The organism is Lentibacillus persicus (genome assembly GCF_900112705.1).
GTDB lineage: Bacteria > Bacillota > Bacilli > Bacillales > Amphibacillaceae > Lentibacillus > Lentibacillus persicus.
Genome location: NZ_FOMR01000020.1, coordinates 1 through 19,309 on the forward strand (window position 1 = coordinate 1; position 19,309 = coordinate 19,309).

Annotated in this window: 14 protein-coding genes, 1 pseudogene and 1 riboswitch; of the genes and pseudogenes, 7 read left to right on the forward strand and 8 right to left on the reverse strand. The window is 42.6% G+C overall.

Features of this window, described 5'->3' with window-relative positions; translation table 11 throughout:
• Positions 1-830: 830 nt before the first annotated feature.
• The 3 genes and pseudogenes from BMZ22_RS16495 to BMZ22_RS16500 form a co-directional block, all read right to left on the reverse strand.
• Positions 831-1,052, reverse strand: a pseudogene (locus tag BMZ22_RS16495) (transposase); the annotation flags it as partial.
• A 20-nt stretch (positions 1,053-1,072) separates the two neighbouring features.
• Positions 1,073-1,228 carry a hypothetical protein gene (locus BMZ22_RS17040; protein WP_177183482.1) on the reverse strand — a complete coding sequence of 52 codons (156 nt, stop codon included), beginning with the start codon at positions 1,226-1,228 and terminating at the stop codon, positions 1,073-1,075.
• 765 nt (positions 1,229-1,993) lie between these two features.
• Positions 1,994-3,850, reverse strand: coding sequence for a cation:proton antiporter (locus BMZ22_RS16500; protein WP_090087730.1), 1,857 nt, complete (start codon positions 3,848-3,850; stop codon positions 1,994-1,996).
• A 676-nt stretch (positions 3,851-4,526) separates the two neighbouring features.
• Here BMZ22_RS16500 and brnQ point away from each other — a divergent pair.
• Together brnQ and recQ are read left to right on the forward strand one after the other, a co-directional pair.
• Positions 4,527-5,822, forward strand: a complete 1,296-nt coding sequence (gene brnQ, locus BMZ22_RS16505; protein WP_090087733.1) for a branched-chain amino acid transport system II carrier protein — start codon at positions 4,527-4,529, stop codon at positions 5,820-5,822.
• A gap of 170 nt (positions 5,823-5,992) precedes the next feature.
• A complete protein-coding gene (recQ, locus tag BMZ22_RS16510) occupies positions 5,993-8,143 on the forward strand; it encodes a DNA helicase RecQ (protein WP_090087737.1) in 2,151 nt (716 codons plus the stop codon).
• 96 nt (positions 8,144-8,239) lie between these two features.
• Here the strand turns inward: recQ and BMZ22_RS16515 are convergent, their stop codons facing one another.
• Both BMZ22_RS16515 and BMZ22_RS16520 read right to left on the reverse strand, forming a co-directional pair.
• A complete protein-coding gene (locus tag BMZ22_RS16515) occupies positions 8,240-8,677 on the reverse strand; it encodes a cell wall hydrolase (protein ID WP_090087739.1) in 438 nt (145 codons plus the stop codon).
• 228 nt (positions 8,678-8,905) lie between these two features.
• Positions 8,906-10,150, reverse strand: coding sequence for an aminopeptidase (locus tag BMZ22_RS16520; RefSeq protein ID WP_090087743.1), 1,245 nt, complete (start codon positions 10,148-10,150; stop codon positions 8,906-8,908).
• Positions 10,151-10,352: 202 nt separating this feature from the next.
• Here BMZ22_RS16520 and BMZ22_RS16525 point away from each other — a divergent pair, with 202 nt between their 5' ends.
• A complete protein-coding gene (locus BMZ22_RS16525; protein WP_090087746.1) occupies positions 10,353-10,682 on the forward strand; it encodes a winged helix-turn-helix transcriptional regulator in 330 nt (109 codons plus the stop codon).
• Between the two features lie 56 nt (positions 10,683-10,738).
• Here BMZ22_RS16525 and BMZ22_RS16530 read toward each other — a convergent pair whose 3' ends face one another.
• From BMZ22_RS16530 to megL, 3 genes are all read right to left on the reverse strand, one after another.
• Positions 10,739-11,269 carry an acyl-CoA thioesterase gene (locus tag BMZ22_RS16530; protein WP_090087749.1) on the reverse strand — a complete coding sequence of 177 codons (531 nt, stop codon included), beginning with the start codon at positions 11,267-11,269 and terminating at the stop codon, positions 10,739-10,741.
• A gap of 61 nt (positions 11,270-11,330) precedes the next feature.
• Complete coding sequence (gene cls, locus BMZ22_RS16535; protein WP_090087752.1) at positions 11,331-12,773, reverse strand: cardiolipin synthase; 1,443 nt, start codon at positions 12,771-12,773, stop codon at positions 11,331-11,333.
• A gap of 127 nt (positions 12,774-12,900) precedes the next feature.
• Positions 12,901-14,085 (reverse strand): methionine gamma-lyase, encoded by a 1,185-nt coding sequence (gene megL, locus BMZ22_RS16540; RefSeq protein WP_090087754.1) that lies wholly within the window; start codon positions 14,083-14,085, stop codon positions 12,901-12,903.
• Between the two features lie 210 nt (positions 14,086-14,295).
• Here megL and rarD point away from each other — a divergent pair, with 210 nt between their 5' ends.
• The 4 genes from rarD to BMZ22_RS16560 all read left to right on the forward strand — a co-directional run bounded on the left by rarD (position 14,296) and on the right by BMZ22_RS16560 (position 18,992).
• A complete protein-coding gene (gene rarD, locus BMZ22_RS16545; protein ID WP_090087757.1) occupies positions 14,296-15,216 on the forward strand; it encodes an EamA family transporter RarD in 921 nt (306 codons plus the stop codon).
• 45 nt (positions 15,217-15,261) lie between these two features.
• Positions 15,262-15,379, forward strand: a riboswitch (SAM riboswitch).
• Between the two features lie 126 nt (positions 15,380-15,505).
• The gene (locus BMZ22_RS16550; protein WP_090087760.1) at positions 15,506-17,242 is read left to right on the forward strand and encodes a PLP-dependent aspartate aminotransferase family protein; all 1,737 of its coding nucleotides are present in this window, start codon (positions 15,506-15,508) and stop codon (positions 17,240-17,242) included.
• A gap of 202 nt (positions 17,243-17,444) precedes the next feature.
• Positions 17,445-18,353: an SGNH/GDSL hydrolase family protein gene (locus BMZ22_RS16555; RefSeq protein ID WP_177183483.1), complete on the forward strand. Its 909-nt coding sequence runs from the start codon at positions 17,445-17,447 to the stop codon at positions 18,351-18,353.
• Between the two features lie 12 nt (positions 18,354-18,365).
• Positions 18,366-18,992, forward strand: a complete 627-nt coding sequence (locus BMZ22_RS16560; protein ID WP_090087764.1) for a YpmS family protein — start codon at positions 18,366-18,368, stop codon at positions 18,990-18,992.
• The last annotated feature ends 317 nt before the right edge of the window (positions 18,993-19,309 follow it).

Sequence of the window (19,309 nt, forward strand, 5' to 3'; positions counted from 1 at the left end):
TGTATTGCGCGTTTAGACCCGTACCTTCAGAAGTTTGTCAGCGTAACCCTTTATTATAGGTTGTATTGCATTCTCACCATATTCATTCAACTCAAGCGTCATGATTTACACCACCCCTGCGGGTAGGCTTTCGTCAGCTAAACTGCACTGTTACGGTAAATTCTTACGCCTTTTCACCGAGCTTTTAACACTATCATTCTTACTAAATTCAGTGCTAATCGACTAAGAGAGAACCCTTCCAAACGTTACCTCTTCATTTGATTCTTCGATATAATCCTTCAATTCCATAGGGAATTGCCTAGACTTTACCAGAGAGATGTTAGCCATCCTCCATTTAAACTAAGAACGTTTCGCACCAGAATGGCGCCCGTTTGTGGTAGAGTGTAAAAGGATCATCACTCTCTAATTTTCCTGAACAGTTAGAGAATTTTATAGCCAAAGATCTCTTATTTTTAGAGAGTAAAAAGATAAATAACGAAAATTGAGATAAATATTATATCTGTGAATGCCAAGTACAATTTAACTTTCGTTTTTTGACCTTTGCTAAACTATAATTAAATAAGCTATCGTATAATCCTATTACAAATAAAATTAATGAAATAATAATTACAAGTATATTCCCTGTAATCAATACTGCAAGAAAATAAATAAACCACCTCCGAAAAAAATTAAATATCAATGTAATACACATTAAGGATATCGCATTTGGGCTTACTTCTAACTCATCATCTGATGAAACATCGCTAAGCTCTTTTTTGATATTCTTAAATCCCTTAAGTAGGGGGTACTGAATAACTCAATGTTTATCCAAATTTGAATAAGTGATTTTCTCAGTTCTGATAGTGGATAGACCATAAACGTGAAAAAAATAAGAAAAGAAGCTCCCGAAGTGCCTTCGAGAGGTTCGGATTAAGCACCTGAAGTGAAATAATCGATTCACTTGTCTGCTGAAGGCGTGCTTGAATAAGACCGAGTCCATAAGTGCGTTTTCCTTCACCGAACTTGCCTTCAATGGCATTTCGTTCAGACGCATCCCGGTACGCGATCTGTTTCCTGACAACAGGAGAAAAAATTAAAAGAAATTTTTTTTATCCGCCTCAGCCCATATTTTATCGATTTTTCTTTCATCTACTTTCCTGATTTTTTTAATATTATGCACTTTGTCAAATACAAAGGCAAATAATAACATAAGGGTGACTGGGATTACAAAAATGTATATCCAGATCATAGTATCCACCTCCCTAAATTAAAAGCAGTTTATTTGTTGCTTTATTTATTATATTCAACTGACAAGCTTGAAGTATATTGTATTTTCTATAGGATGAAAGAATACTGAATTGCCAAGTCTCCCACATTTCCTATTTTGGATTCCGAATAAGGCGGTGCATATTTTAATGTTGCTATTGTTGATGGTAAACCTAATACATTTCGATTACAGAATTCGGAGCAAATATTTAAGTTATAGCAACGGTCGTTGTCAACACAACAAATTAAATGAGTATGATTATATTGGGTATAAATGATATTGGATAGGACATACATCGGCTTATAGCTGCTAAACCAAGCTTACAATACGGTCGTCAATGCGATGCGTTTTCGTCTGAAAAGAAACAACCGACATTAAAATCGATTGTTTCTTTTGGTATTCAACACAAATTTCTTCAACAATCTGGCCCGTTTGTTGTATACGAATATTTTAACATAATGGATTTACACAATTTAAAAATTGGGAAATTTTATTTTAACCTTTTACATATTAACACCCTAATTAACGTCAAATAGTATTGCATTTTGGCACCCATATTAACAAGCGTACATAAATTTTTGTACACCTGATAATTCGTATGTTATTTCGTTATATAAGTTGATCCGAGCCCTGTAATATCAAAAAAAAAAGGGATACTAAACCACCTATGATTTGTATCCCTGAAAATTCATTCATTATATTTTCTCTTTCAAAATTAAACCCGCTATTCCAAAAGGGACATCCCCTTTAACTGCTTTTGCCATTATTGTTACGCTGGTTCTCCAAACGCTCCTGAATCTTCTTTTGCTCTTTAACCGGTGGTGTAAGGCTTACCACCTTATCGCCGGGTTCCGGAGAGACACGCACTTCATCAGAATAATATCGCATCCGCCCAGACGGTTTTATGACATAAAGCAATACGGTATTTTCATCTTTGTCTTCCAAATACTGTTTATAGGTGTATTGGTTCGTAATAGCTGTCTGGCGGAAAACATAATGGTCGCGTGTTTTTTGAATTAAATCCTCCAGCGCAAGATCTCGTCTGAATAAAATTCGCCCGCCAACTTTATTGACAACATCTTCCATTCCATTTAAATCACGGCGATATGGACTTACTTTATATACGTTCGTTCTGCCATATTCCGGCATGAACGTTGTGGAAACAAGCGCGTTATACGTATTATATTCAGTCCCCGCAATTAAATATTCATAAGGTATCGTATCCAGCTGATACTCGGTTTGTTCCGACAGCATCTGTCCATGGAAAAACGGAACGCCTGCCTCCCTGGCCGGCCGCAGCCGCTCCCAGGAGGAATCGACAATCATGACGGGCACCTGTGACTTTTGCAGTGACCGTGCAAGGTTTACCGTAAAATTATTACTCCCGACAATTAATGTGCCCGGCTTTCCTTCTTTGGAAAGATGAAGCTTTTTGGCAAGTGACCCAATTGAAAAGCCATGAGCAACAACGGTGGTGAACACGAGCGCAAATGTAATCGTTGTTACAAGCGAGGCATCGGCATAACCTGCTTCGCTCAATATCGAAGCGAAGTAACCTGAAACCGTCAACGCAACAATCCCTCTTGGCGCAATCCAACCGAGCAATATCTTTTCATTCAGCGCAAGGTCTGTTCCAATTGTTGAAAGAAATATAGATAACGGACGCACGGCAAACATCATTAACAGCACATATCCCAAAATGTTCGGATCAAATACTCGAAGCAGTGTTTCCATCTGAAGGGAAGCAGTCAGCATGATAAAAATAGCCGAAATCAGCAATATTGAAACGTTCTCCTTGAAGTGACGCATATCATCAATCGAACTGATGCCCATATTGGCCAACGTAACACCCATTGCCGTAACAGCAAGTAAACCTGTCTCGTGCACAATCTCGTCCGCCAGTGTGAAACAGGCGATAACGACGATGAAAACCGCCGGCGATTTTAAAAACTCGGGGATATAACCATGTTCAAACATCCAGCCAATCCCTTTACCGCAAGCCCAGCCCAATATGCCTGCAAAAACTGAGGCAGCGAAGAAAATAAACAGGGCTGAACCATCAGGCGTATCAGCCGTCAAAAACGTTATGATTTCAAACGCAAATACGGCAAGCAACGCGCCAATCGGGTCAACGATAATCCCTTCCCACTTAAGTATTTTTGCCGGACGCGGTTTTAACTTCGATTGACGGAGAAGCGGCATAATAACCGTTGGCCCCGTCACAATAAAAATACCGCCGATAACAAAGGCTGCAGCCAGACTAAGCCCAGCCACATAATGCGCGGTCAGGGAACCAAGGATCCAGGAGATAAATGCACCTATTGTAGAGATTCGGAAAACCGGTCTGCCCAGCCCGCGAATTTCTTTAAAGCTTAAATTTAAGCTGCCCTCAAAAAGTATGATAGCAACTGCGACGGATATAATCGGATTATATAGTGGACCAAAATCTTCTTCAGGATTCATGAGCCCAAAAATCGGACCGGCAAGCAGCCCGGTGATGGACATAATCACGATCGCCGGCAACCGATAACGCCAAGCAACCCATTGAGACCCTATCCCCAGAAGACCAATTAACATAATTTCAAATAAAAGAGATGGAGCCATAATTGTCCCCCCTTAAAATTAGAGTATCCATAAAGTGAAACTTCAAACAGGGGCGGAGCGGTTTTCTCCGCCACTGTTTGTTAGTTGATCAGAATCGGGCATTTACTGGCAGTGCCTTCCGTTCTTTGGAAGGTTACTGCCAGTTACATGCGGGATAAAGTGAAACTTCATTTAGCGGAACGTTTTTCTCCGCTAAATGTTAGTTAAACAGAATCGGGCATTTAGGGACAGTTAGCCGCCGTTCTTTGGCGGTTTACTGTCCTTTACATGCGGGATAAAGTGAAACTTCAATCAGTGGCGGAGCGGTTTTCTCCGCCAATGATTGTTAGATAAAAAACACAACACTATGATACGTTAAACGACGTCTTGCTGTCCGTGACATAAGAGATAAAGTTATTTTAAATGCCTTAGACGTGTATGTAAACAATTAGGTTTTAAAAAAAAGATTGTCTTCTCCACATAAACGTCATAATTCGATTGCAGTACGCGTTGACAAGTGTTATCTGCCTTGTTAGACTATTTTTGCTTTACGAGCATTTAAATTTTTTCAATTTATTTTTTCTGATTATTTTTTAAGTTATCATATAAACGCCAGTAAATGTCCAATACACACTCGACGAAAAGAATCAATTCACTGATTGAAGCTTCACTTTACACATTGAAAGGAAAAGAAACTATGAAAAAGGATACCGTCATCATAGGTTTTATGTTATTTGCATTATTTTTCGGGGCAGGAAATCTTATCTATCCGCCAACTATAGGTATTGAAGCAGGAACGTCTTTTTGGGCAGCCATTGCGGGTTTTGTTTTGACTGGCGTAGGACTGCCCGTTCTTGCTGTTGCAGCTGTTTCATTTGTTAAAAATGATGCCAGGGAGTTGGCAGATCGGGTCCATCCATTATTCGGACTTATCTTCACTTCCCTTGTTTACCTTGCCATCGGCCCGTTTTTTGGCATACCACGCGCTGCCACCGTTGCATATGAAATGAGTATCGAACCTTTCTCCGGGCAAACGTCCCTACTCCTGTTTATCTTTACAACAGTCTTTTTTGTACTCGTTTATACTGTCAGCATGAACCCGTCGAAAATAGTCGATCGCATTGGTCAGTTTTTAACACCGATACTGTTCCTGGCAATCGTAATTCTTTGTTTAGGCGGCTTTGTACTTTTGGAAAGCCCGACAGTTAGTCCAATTGATAAATATGCGAGTGCACCGCTGTTCACGGGCTTTGTGGAAGGCTATTTGACAATGGATGCCATTGCAGCTTTAGCATTCGGGATTATAGTCGTCAATGCTTTTAAGGATCGTGGTATCATCGAAGGCCGCGAACTTGTCAAGGCAACATTGAAAGCAGGGATCGTTGCAGGAATAGGACTGACAGCTGTGTATACGTCAATAGGCTGGATGGGTTCAAGAATGGCTTCTGAAGGCAAATTTTCCAATGGCGGGGCTATTTTATCACGTTCTGCTGAGATGATGTTCGGAAGCTTTGGGGCCCTGTTGCTTGGGGTAATCGTTGCGCTTGCTTGTTTTACGACATCTGTCGGACTGGTCGTTGCGTGCGGCCAATTTTTCCATAAACTAACCGGACTCTCGTACAATTTGATTATCGCTTTTGTGACTGCGGCCAGTTATCTGATTGCCAATCAGGGTTTAAACACCATTATACAAGTGTCGGTGCCGGTCCTGACATTTATTTACCCGATTGCAATTGTGTTAATAATCCTGACATTTCTCAATCGCTTCTTTGGCGGAGCAAGAACTGTCTACCTTGGTGCAATCCTATTAACCGCACTCGTTGCTCTGTATGATGGTCTGGCTGCATTTGGTGTTGAAATGCCTGCAATCACTTCAGTCATAACATACTTGCCATTTTTCTCAATCGGGCTTGGGTGGCTTGTGCCGGCGATTGCCGGTGGTGTTGTCGGATACTTTTTCAAAAGAAAAGCAACAATTTCTTACTCAAACTAGCCAAAAAAAATGCAGCTAAATACGAACGCATAAAATCTCAGCGCAGCCGGCTGAGATTTTATACGTTTTGTATTATCATTCGAAATCTCGATTCAATATCGGAAATTCAATTCGATCGTTAAGCTTTCTAAAAATATGTTAAAATAGTCAAAGACTAAAGGAGAATCGCCATGATAAACCAATCTGAGGATATTCTGAAAACATACTTTGGCTACGAAACATTCCGGGCCGGGCAAAAAAAGACAATTGATTATATTAGAGCACGCCACAACACACTTGCTGTCATGCCGACCGGCGGCGGGAAGTCATTATGCTATCAAATTCCCGGTATGTCTCTGGATGGCACAGCTATTATCATTTCACCGCTCATTTCACTCATGAAAGACCAAGTGGATGCATTGGAAGCACTGGGCATTCCGGCTACTTACATAAACAGTTCACTGACAGCTTCCGAGCAGCAAACACGTCTTAATGACATCGCCGCAGGGAGATATAAATTCGTCTACGCGGCTCCGGAACGATTTGAGTCGTCATTATTTATGTCCATTATAAAACGAATCAACGTGTCGTTAATAGCGTTTGACGAGGCTCATTGCATTTCGCAGTGGGGCCATGACTTCAGGCCAAGCTACCGTTCAATTATCCCAAACCTGAACCAGCTGCCGAACATCCCTGTCACGGTTGCTCTCACTGCCACCGCTACTACCGAAGTGATTTCAGACATTCAATCGTTATTGGAAATTGATAATGAGCACATTGTTAAAACAGGGTTTGAACGTGAGAATCTATCATTTCATGTCGTGAAAGGAAAAGACAAGTCTTCCTATATACGCTCCTTCATGGATAAACACCGCGATGAATCAGGCATTATTTATACAGCGACACGCAAACAGGCGGATTCATTGCATGAACAGTTGGCAAAACGCGGTTTATCAACAGCCAAATACCACGCAGGCCTTACCGAAAATGAACGCAAAGAAGCACAGACAGCATTTATTCACGATGAAAAGACCGTTATGGTTGCCACAAACGCATTCGGGATGGGAATCGACAAGTCGAATGTTCGCTACATCCTCCATTACGCGATGCCAATGTCAATAGAATCTTATTATCAGGAAGCGGGCAGAGCCGGGCGTGATGGGGAGCATAGTGATTGTATCCTGCTGTTCTCTCCAAAAGATGTCCAGCTGCAAAAGTTTCTCATTGAGCAATCGCTGATGGATGACAACGCAAAGCAGCACGAATACCGAAAACTGCAGGCCATGATGAATTATTGCCACACGCATGGCTGCCTCACGTCCTACATACTGGACTATTTTAATGATAACGAAGCCGGAGCCAAATCGGCGTGCGGGAGATGCAGCAACTGCCTTAACCGGCAGAATCGGATGGATATCACTGAAGAAGCACAGATGATTTTATCATGTGTAAAGCGTATGGGTGAACGATTTGGAGCAAGCATGACAGCCAAAGTGATGAAAGGATCCAGAGACAGCCGGCTTCATCAATTTGGTCTGCATAAACTCTCTACCTATGGCCTGCTTTCTGCCTACACTGAAAAAGAAATCACCGAACGAATCCAATTTTTAGTTGCTGAAAAATGGCTGTCTACAAAAGACGGCAAATTTCCCACATTGCAGCTCAATGAAAATGCTGTCGAGGTTCTGAAAGGCAAAGCGACCGTTTGGATGTACACGGCACCAATTCCGGCAAATGAACCGGGAGATTATCAAAAAGAGCTGTTTGAATTACTTAGACAGCTGCGTAAACGAATGGCCGACGAACAGGACGTCCCGCCATATGTATTATTTTCCGATGCGACCCTAAAAGAACTGAGCCGTTACTTACCTGAAACGAAAGAAGACATGCTTAGCATTAAGGGCATTGGTGAGAAAAAATACGAACAGTACGGTGAAGAATTTCTTGAAGAAGTCCGACAGTGGCTGGCAAATAATCCGAAAGCTGACAAGCCCGTTAAAATCTCCGGTGGTGAGGGACCAGTCAAAAAAGAGAACGAAGCTGATGACCGCCCAAGCCATTTGAAGAGTTATTCGATGTTTCAGGCAGGAAAAACCATTAACGATATTGCCGGAATAAGGGAATTGACATACCAGACGGTTGAAGGCCATCTTTTCAAAGCATTTAAAGAAGGACATCCGATCGCCTGGCAGATATTTTTTAATGGGGAAGAAGAAAAAGCAGTATTGGATGCACGTAAAGAATTAGACGAGCCAAGGCTGAAACCTTTGAAAGAATCACTGCCTGACGACTATGATTATACGACTATCAAAGCTGTACTTGTGAAAAATGATTTGATATGAATGGTGATAAACAAAGTTACTATTGTTTCCGATGTTTACCATAAAAAGTCCCCGTCAATTAGATGTTCACCCTAATTAACGGGGGTTGCATAAACTTTACCTGTAAGCACTTGGACATGTACCAGCCTGAGGCTCATAATAACAGTGTTGTTTATATGCACCGGTAAATGGCTGACCGAACCATTCAGGCGGGCATTCACCATACGGATTAAAGTACCATAGCGCGTACTTGGACGGATGTTGCCTCCAACGCGTAACGACTCTTCGCGCCAGTCGTCTCTCCGCTTCTCTTGCCGGCCTGTAAAATAAACTGCCTTCCTGTACTGCTTCAAACGAATAATTTCCGCCTTGAACTTGAAAAATGACATCCCGTATGCTTCTGACATCCTGAAAATCCAAACAATCAGCCACTGCTCGATTAACAACAACATTACCCACCATAAGCATGCCCAGTTGACCTTCACCCACAGCCTCGGCCCGCATCATCCTGGCGATTAAATCAATGCCTTTCTCCGTATAGGCCACTCGTGCCATTTTATCACCTCTACATCAATTGTATTTTAAAAAACAAAAAAGATGTCAGGTAATTACATTGTATTGGATTACTCAACGAATCGTTATGATTAATAAATAATTGATGGCGCTTTGCATAACAAAAGACGAACGATTATTAGGGAGGGAAGCGGTATACGCCGCTCCGGAAACCTTAATTATCGTTCGTCTTTTAAATTGAAACTATCAGTTATGTCCCAGGCTCGCCTTTTACTCCCCTTTTACATTCAGGGCCCATGTGCCGTTACGGAAGACGGCTTCGGTTGTGCCATCTTCAAGGACACCGTCAATGTCCAGCTTTTCTGAGCCAATCATAAAGTCAACATGCGTCAGACTGTCATTTACACCATGCTTATCAAGTGTTTCATCATCCATTTGCGCCCCGCCTTCAAGGTTTGTCGGATACGCTTTGCCCAAAGCGATGTGGCACGAGGCGTTTTCATCAAACAGTGTATTATAGAAAATCAGACCTGATTGCGATACCGGGGATTCGTGCGGCACAAGCGCAACTTCACCGAGCCGCTGAGCGCCTTCATCCGTCTCGAGCAGATGTTTCAGGGTGTCTTCTCCCTGTTCAGCCTGGTAGTCAGTTACTTTTCCATCTTTAAATGTGAGGCTGAAGTTATCAATCACGCTGCCGCTGTAGTTAAGAGGCTTCGTGCTTGTAACCGTGCCATTCACACCATATTTATGCGGCAAGGAGAAAACTTCCTCTGTCGGCATGTTTGGGTTAAACGTTGTCCCTTTTTCTGAAACAGCAGATCCGCCCTTCCATATATGACCTTTAGGGAGTTCAATTTCCAAATCCGTCCCTGGTGCTTTGAATACAAGCTTTTGATATTTCTTCTTGTTCAAGATTTCGCGTGCGGTCTTTAGCGTCTCGTTATGTGCTTCCCACGCGGCAACCGGATTGTCCTGATCAACCCTGACGATCTTGGCAATGGCATCCCATAAGCTTTCCACAGCGTCGTCTTTTGATTTATCCGGGAAAACTTTCTGAGCCCAGTCGCCGGTCGGGATTGAGATAATTGACCAGGTAATTCGGTCATTCATCGTGTATTGGCGGAAGTTTTTCATTGCCTCTGCTCCAGCTTTATTCGCCATCGCTATCCGGGATGAATCGATGTCTTTCAGTAAATCAGGATTGGTCGAACGGATTGACAAAACTGCCGCCCCGTCTTCAGCATACGTGTCATGTAGCTTAATTTTCCACTCGGGAAAATTTCCAATAACTTCATCCGGCGCATTCTCATATTTCAATAACGTCAGCTCATCGTCAACCCAGTTGATATGTACGTCCTTTGCACCCATTTCGTATGCTTTTCTAGCAACGATCTTTGTAAAGTCTGCCCCTTCAATAGGTGCATTAATCATAAGCGCCTGATTGTTTTGCAGATTGACGCCGGTGCGAAGCGCGAGCTCTGCATATTTATCCTTCATTTTTTGATCAGCCATACGGTTACCTCCAAAATAATGTTCATTACATTCTTATTATTTCATAAATATTACAAATCACCAAATATATAATACTGCCAGTTACATGCGGGATAAGTGGATCCACCTATAATTCAATTTACGGAAACACTGAAATATGGTATGATATAACTAGGTTACTTTTCGTAATCCTATTATCATTAATCAGAGAGAGGTGATCTTGATGACTGAATTGTGTCCGCGCTTTGAAGGCGCCATGGAGATTATCAGCAAACGCTGGGTTGGTTTGATCCTATTTGAACTGCTCGATGGCGCTAAACGCTTTTCCGAAATGGAAGCAGATTTGCCTATAAGTGGACGATTACTCTCTGATCGACTAAAAATGCTGGAAAAAGAATCCATTGTAAAACGTAATGTGTATTCTGAATTTCCGGTCCGAATTGAGTATACATTATCTGAAAAAGGAAAAGCCCTGAAGCCGGTTATCCAGGAAATTCAAAATTGGGCAAATGACTGGGTGCCACCTGAAAATATTGAAGAAACAAAAGCATAAAATACAGAGCCTTGGTTACGAGGCTCTTTTTTGTTTGATTGGAATTTAATAATTAATTAGCTTCCCTGTTTCTTTTCATTCCAAGGGTAGTCGGTTCCGAATGTCGCGGCCATTTCCTTGGAATGCTCGCGCCGTTTTTTCCGCTCAGCCGCTCGTTCAGGGGCAGAGTCATGCAGTTGCTGCTCCTGCGCCGTTTCAGGATATACTTGAGGCACGGAAACGGGTTTTCCATTATCATCCACAGCGACAAATGTAAGAAAAGCTGTTGTGCATACTTTGCGATCACCCGTCAGCAGGTCCTCCGTAACAGCCTTTACAAATACTTCCATCGAGGTATGGTGTGTCCACGTCACGAATGATTCCACACATACTGAATCGCCTTCCTTGACCGGGGCCAGAAAGTCAACTGAATCGGTCGAAGCGGTGACAACGGGTTTCCGCGCGTGTCTGACAGCTGAAATAGCAGCAACATCATCGATATAAGCCATCAGCTTCCCTCCGAACAGTGTGCCATGGTTATTCGTGTCAGGCGGGAGCACATGCGAGGTTTTCACCGCGAGTGAATTGATGCAAGGTATTTTGGTCATATGCGTTCCTCCATTATCTTATCTTGCTATGATTTTCCCCAAATTCAAGCCGACTTACTCATTACAGTATTGGTGACAAAAGTCTTGAAATCGATTCTTTAAATCGAACACCTAATGAACGTTTCCGGTAGAGTTTATCTGTCATTTGAGTCGATAATGCAATATCGTCCTGAAACGCAGCCAACAATCGCTCAGACAGCCCCTGATCATACAGAAATGCATTCACTTCAAAATTAAGACGGAAACTGCGCACATCAATATTGGCTGTGCCGACTGAAGCAATCTTACCATCAACAATAATCGTTTTCGCATGCAAAAACCCATTCTGATAGACATAAACCTCTGCCCCGGCTTTTAATAAGTCACCAATATACGACAATGTAGCCCAGTAAACAAACGGGTGATCAGGTTTATTCGGGATCATGATTTTAACATCGATGCCTGACAATGCAGCAATCCTGAGTGTGTCCTGAAGACTGTCATCCGGGATAAAATAAGGTGTCTGGATATACACGTATTCTTTTGCAGACATAATCATTTTGATATAGCCATTTTTAATTTGCTCCCAGTCCGAATCGGGACCGCTTGAGACAATTTGGATGCCGACGTCACCACTTGGTTCAAACGTATAATACCTGTCGTCATAGATAATATCATTCCGTGATGCCTGATTCCAATCCAATATAAACCGGGTCTGCATATTCATCACGGCACCGCCCGATATTCGCAGATGAGTATCACGCCAGTAGCCAAACTTCTGATTTTGACCAAGGTATTCATCACCTATATTGAAACCACCGATATAGCCGATTTTACCGTCTATAATCGCTAGCTTCCGGTGATTTCGGTAGTTGATTTTTAAATTGATTTTAGGAATGCTTGCCGGGAAAAATGACTCTATTTCGACGCCTGTTCTGCGCAGGCGGCGAAGAAATTTTTTGCTGATTTTTCGTGAGCCCATATCATCATAGAGCACCCTTACCTCCAAGCCTTGTTTCGCTTTGCGCATAAGAATGTCCCCTACGCGCTTCCCGAGCCGGTCATGACGCAAAATATAATACAGTAAATGAATATGATCTTCTGCATTATTCAAGTCCTCAATTAACTGCTCAAACTTTTCCTGGCCGTCGGTAAAAATTTTGACACTGTTATCTTGTGTAAAGATCGCGTCATCATTGCGCAAATGTAAATAATACAAATCTTTATATTCTGCCAGGTCTTCATTCTTATAATGAAAATTATCTTCCTCCAGATCGCGCAATTGCTCTTGAACTTTAAACTTAACGCCCAGTTTCGACTTTGTGTCCCATGTAAAAATCCGCTGACCGCTGATCCGTCTGCCAAAAATCAAATACAGCAAAAACCCGGCAATCGGTATAAAAAGCAGTACCATCAGCCAGGCCCAAGTTGAGGAGGCATCTTTTCGTTCTAAAAATATAATGGCGAACGCTAGGGCTATGTTTAATACGAGAATGATTCCAAGAAAGATTGATAAATAGTCCACTGAAAAACCCCACTTTGAGCAACTAAGCATTTCACTTTATCATAGCATAATTTAACTGATGCCTGTATAGCTGATAGTACCCAACTGAATAACTTTTTGAAACCGGCCGACACACTATGTGCTAATCTTACAATTGGTCAAGCGCCTGTTTCAGATCGTCCCAAATATCTTCCCACGCTTCAAGCCCTACTGATAAGCGTATAAGCTGGTCGGTTATCCCCATGTCAGTTCGGGACGGCTCCGGTACAACTGAATGCGTCATTGTAGCCGGGTGCTGAATTAACGTTTCCGCATCACCCAGGCTTACTGCGATTTTAATAAAATGAAGATTGTTCAGCAGTCGTTGGGCATCTTTTTTCGTTCCCTTAATTTCAAATGAAATAAGACCGCCTCCACGCCGCATCTGCTTCTCACGTATATGATAGTCAGGATGCTCCGTGTCATCCGGATAAAGAACACGTGTTACATTTGGGTGGCTGCGCAGTTTTTCGTCAATCTTTTCAGCATTATCACAATGACGGTCGACACGAATCGGCAGTGTTTTCAGCCCTCTGATCAAAAGCCATGCGTCAAATGGCGACATGACACCACCCATATCCTTCTGTGTTGTCATCTGCACCTTATCCAAAAAGTCCTTTTTGCCGACAGCCACACCTGCAATAACGTCGCCATGTCCGCCAATATATTTCGTTGCGCTGTGCAGCACTACATCACAGCCAAGCTCCAGCGGCCGCTGCAAGTATGGGGAAGCGAACGTATTATCAACGACAACCGGTATATCAAACTCATGGGCGACTTCTGCGACCATTTTCAAATCGATCAGTTTCATTGTCGGGTTGATCGGTGTCTCAACATAAACACATGCCGTCTCCGGTTTGATGAGCGACCGCACGTCATCTTTCGTTTCCATCGTTGAAAAGTCATGGGAAATATTATATTTTTCATTCATCATACTTAATAATCCAAATGTACATCCGTATAAACCTGAAGAACATAGTATATGATCATTTGCTTTCGTTAATGCAACGAGAATCGCTGAAACTGCGGCCATTCCTGATGCAAAAGCAAGCCCCCGCTCTCCTTTTTCCAATCCAGCCATTTTTTCTTCAAGCACTGTCACGGTTGGATTGCCGAGCCGCGAATACATATAACCATCTTCCTCACCTGCAAAGCGTTGTTCTCCCTGCTCAGCAGTTTCAAACGTAAACGTTGATGTCTGAAACAATGGCGGTGTCAGACTCCCCAGCATATCCGCGGATTCATAGCCATCATGTATAACAGCCGTTTCCTGCTTATTTCGATCTTTGGTCATTTATACTCCCCCTCTAAAAATTGCTTACACTGTTATTTTATTGTATTTCCATCATTTTTGAAAGCGGTTTCTCGTATGCCGGAACTTCCAAATTGCTTTTTAGCTCAGAAAAATCTAAACTTGGATTATTTACATATCGATTTACAAATTGAGCATGGTCCGTTGCACTAAGACTTTTCCAGACCATAAGTTGCGCAAAGGAGGGTAACGATGAATCAGGAAACTAAAACAGGTATTCTGTATGCGCTCGGAGCTTATTTCTTGTGGGGTTTTTTGCCTATTTACTGGAAATTGCTCGGTGACATACCTCCTGATGAGATTTTAGCTCACAGGATTCTTTGGTCATTCGTCTTTATGGGATTAATTGTTCTTGCTGCAGGGAAATGGAAGCCATTTATTCACGAACTCAATTCGATTATCAGAAACAGAAAACAGTTAGCAGGTATAACACTCGCATCACTTGTTATCAGTCTGAATTGGCTCATTTTTATCTGGGCTGTCAACAATGATCATGTTATCCAATCGAGTCTTGGCTACTACATTAACCCGCTTGTCAGTATTTTATTCGGCATGATAATTCTAAATGAGTCGTTAACACGACGGCAGCTATTCTCATTTTTATTGGCGGGCATTGGTGTTATTAATCTCACTGTCAGTTATGGTGTTTTTCCTTGGGTGTCTTTATTACTCGCTTTCAGTTTTGCCATTTACGGGCTTTTGAAAAAAACCGTCCGGATCAGTGCTATGTTCGGGCTGACGATTGAAACAATGATTGTCACACCCGCTGCGCTCATTTACCTGATTTTCATTCCGGACAGTTCACTCCGGCCTGAAGTTATGTTTTCAGATTCAGGGCTATTATTATTCGGAGCAGGTGTTGCGACGGCTGTCCCGCTTTTATTGTTCGCAGCCGGAGCTAAGCAAATTCCATTATCAATGGTCGGTTTTTTGCAATATATTGCACCGACAATCATGCTTATTCTCGGTGTTTTCGTTTTCGGTGAAGCCTTTTCAAGTGCCCACCTGCTATCTTTTGCCTTGATTTGGGCAGCACTTATCATCTACATGGCCTCTGCTTATCGGAAAAACACAAATAAAAAGAAGAAATCTGAAAAGATACTTGACGGATAGATTACTTCATGTATATAATATTCATTAAATTAATAAGATTTATATCTCTTATCAAGAGTGGCGGAGGGATTAGGCCCTGTGAAGCCCGGCAACCATTAAGGCAGTTATCGTGCCTTGAAAGGTGCTAAATCCTACAGATCACGTTCGATCTGGAAGATAAGAGGAGGACCGGTTACATAATCAACCCTCTTCTTAGGAAGAGGGTTTTGTTTTACCCCTCCTCCAGGCCATGTGCCCCGTTTCCAGAGCACGAATTGACGATAATAAAATTTTCAAGGAGGAATTTTTCATGACCGATTTTCATTTTCAAAACCAGGAGACCCAATTACTTCACGGCGGCCAGCAACCGGATCCCGCAACAGGTTCACGCGCTGTACCAATCTACCAAACAACTTCCTATGTGTTTCGAGATACCGAACATGCCCAAAACCTGTTTGGCCTGGCAGAACCGGGGAATATTTATTCACGTATTATGAATCCTACCAATGATGCGTTTGAACAGCGGATTGCGCTGCTTGAAGATGGTGTGGCAGCTGTTGCAACCTCCTCCGGGATGGCAGCCATCACCTTATCTATTTTGAATCTTGCCGAAAGCGGTGATGAAATTGTCGCTGACAGTAACCTTTATGGCGGCACATACAACTTGTTCTTTAACACACTTCCAAAGTATGGCATTAACGTTAAACTTGTCGACGGCACGGATCATGAAAGTGTCAAAAACGCCATCACTGATAAAACGAAAGCAATCTTTGGTGAAACGATTACAAACCCCAGCCTGAACGTGCTGGATTTGGAAACTCTTTCAGATATTGCCCACGATCACGGCATTCCGCTTATTATTGATAATACGTTTGCAACACCTTATGGAACGAAGCCGCTTGCCTGGGGCGCTGACATTGTCGTTCATTCAGCAACAAAATGGATCGGCGGTCACGGCACAACAATCGGCGGTGTCGTCGTTGACGGCGGCCGCTTCAACTGGGGAAATGGCAACTTTCCGGGGTTCACTGAACCGGATGAAAGCTATAATGGGCTTCGCTACGTTGACCTGGGAGCGCCTGCCTTTGCCATGAAACTGCGTGTTCAACTGCTGCGGGACATCGGTGCTTCCCTAAGCCCGCAAAATGCGTTTCTCCTTCTTCAAGGGCTTGAAACCTTGCATTTAAGAGTTGAGCGGCATAACCAAAATGCGCAAAAAGTCGCTGATTTTCTGAATAACCACCCCGCTGTTGAATGGGTGAACTATCCAGGCTTAAAAGACCATCCTTCCCACGACATTGCCGGAAGATACTTGCAAAACGGCTATGGCTCAGTTATTACTTTTGGTATAAAAGGCGGTCGTGACGCAGGGCGGAAGCTAATCGACAATATTACGCTGTGGTCCCACGTTGCCAATGTCGGTGATGCAAAATCACTTATTATTCATCCGGCTTCCACGACTCACCAGCAGCTCGATGCCGAGGGGCTGGAGAAGAGTGGTGTAACTGAGGAATTAGTCCGTCTGTCAGTCGGTCTGGAATCGACTAAAGATACACTGGCAGACCTTGATCAGGCAATTGCTAAAGCAACGGGCGAGACACCTGTTATCGCGTCTACAGATGATGATGCAGTTAACTGGCTGCTTGCCTCCTCTTTTGACCGGAGCAATGGCGATATTCGCCAGAAGAATGTTGCCGTATTCGGTCTCGACAAAGGCGACAAGACATTTAATCAAAACACACAAAAATTGAAGAAGCTTGGGTTTAACATCGTACCAATCAGTTCAAACGAAGCCAGTCTTCTAGGGGAAGAAACGTACGCCAAACTTCAAGATGTGCCAGAATCACTCGATGCTGTTTTAACAAATGACGAACTGCCTGAACAAGTACCTGAAGTACTCGCTGAAAAAGAAGGAAAAATCCTATGGGCTGAAAATGCTTCTGCTGCGGAACACTTGCTTGAAAGCGCCGAAGCTGCAGGAATCACAGTAATCACTGATAAAAGTGCATACGACGAAGCAATCCGTCTCCGCAAGAACGGTGCCTGAGACGCCATCACTTAAATCCGGCAAGTTTCTATTCACTTTAATTCGCCTTTATCTGAAGGCGAATTTTTTTGTTTACATAGCATTTATAATGGGGATTAGCCAAGCGTATCCATGATATAATATAAGGAAGGGATTTGACACGTTATACGGTAAGTTAATAAATTTATACAGACACGATTAACTCATAATAGGTGTGAAAATGATGAAAAAACGATATGCACTTCTCATTTTGGGTATACTGCTCATAGGCATAACTGTTTTTCTTATAATTAATAAACCCGAGACATCTGAAGAAGAAACCATTGAGCGAACAAAACTGGAAGAGCAGGAGGACAACTCAGAAATCAAGGAAGACGAAACAGAGGACGATACCTCTCCGTCAGAAAACCAAAGTACCGAAGAGCCAGCGGAAGAACCGGTCGCGCAATTACAGGAGCTTTTCAGCGAAGTTGTCCGGACCACAATCGATTTCTTTACTAACCGCGAATCGCACGTGACAGCACTTGGCGATTCCTTGACCCAGGGCGTCGGTGATAACGTCACCGAAGGCGGTTATGTAAGTATATTGGATAATACAATTAATAGAAATAACCAGCTAGTAACGTTTGATAACCACGGCAAACGCGGTCACCGATCTGACCAGCTCCTGAAACGGCTTGAAGAAGACAAAGTTGCACAATCGGTTGAAAATGCCGATATTGTTTTGATAACAATAGGGGCAAATGATATTATGCAAGTTGTCAAAGAGAACTTTACCGACTTGAAGGTAAACGATTTTACTGATGCAAAAGAAACGTATGAACAGAATTTACGGCAAGTTTTTGATCGAATTAATCATCTAAATGAAGATACCAGTATCTATCTAGTCGGAATATACAACCCTTTTATGAATTACTTTCCGGATATCAGAGAACTGGAAATGATTGTCCAGGACTGGAATAGCATCAGCCAGCGTGTTACAGAGGATTATGATAACGGGACATTCGTTCCGGTCGCTGATTTGTTCAGCACAGGGGATAAAAAACTGTTCGCAGATGATAACTTTCACCCGAGCCATAGAGGCTATCAGCTTTTTGCCAGGCGTGTTCTGGAGTATTTAACAGATCAGTAGGAGGCGGAGATTGTGCCAAAACATCAAAAGAAAAAGAATAATTGGAAGGCATTCTTCTTTTGGCTCCTCGGATTAAATGTACTGACAGTCCTGATAATTTTAGCACTGGTTTTCTGGCCTGTATCCGAAACAGAGACACCTGAACCAACTGAAGACAATTCAGTCCAGAGTTCCGAGTTCACCGTGCGCACGTCAAAAGAAAACGTCAACCAATTAGTAAATGCATATATTGAAAAACTCTTGGAAAATACAAGCCATGAGTACAGTGTATCACTTGAAGAAGATGTTGAATTAAGAGGGGAACTTCCTGTCTTCTCATCCACTGTACCGGTTTCTGTCCATTTAGACCCGGTTGTTCAGGATAACGGGGATGTTATTCTGAAACAGGAATCCATTTCGCTCGGTCAGCTGGCACTGCCGAACAAAAAAATTATGGAGTACTTGAAAAAGTATTTGCCCATGCCTAAGTGGGTAACGGTCGACCCGTCTAATGAAGAAATCTATGTAGCCGTCACTGATATGGAAATTCGCAGTAACTTAAATGTGCGTGTGGAAAGTTTTGACCTCGAAACTAACAATCTTGCATTTAATATTGAAATACCTTATCAAACGTTGGGAATTGAAAAGCGGTTTTATTAATCCGCCCGCCTCTATGGATTTATCAACCGGAAATTGGATTTATCAACCGGAAATTGGATTTATCAACCGGAAATTGGATTTATCAACCGGAAATTGGATTTATCAACCGGAAAAGCCTGGGCCGGAAGTCAAGTCCATAGTTATGTGTAAATTGGGTTACAAGCTTTCAACCTTTAGTGCTCTTATGTGAATATTGATTTGGCAGGGTATGGGGCCGGCCCCATACCCTGCCAAATCGTCATTTTTTCTTGGTATGGTTGGGAACTCCGATAATATTTTTCTTTTGCTTCTGTTTTTCAGCCTCATCCATTAAGACG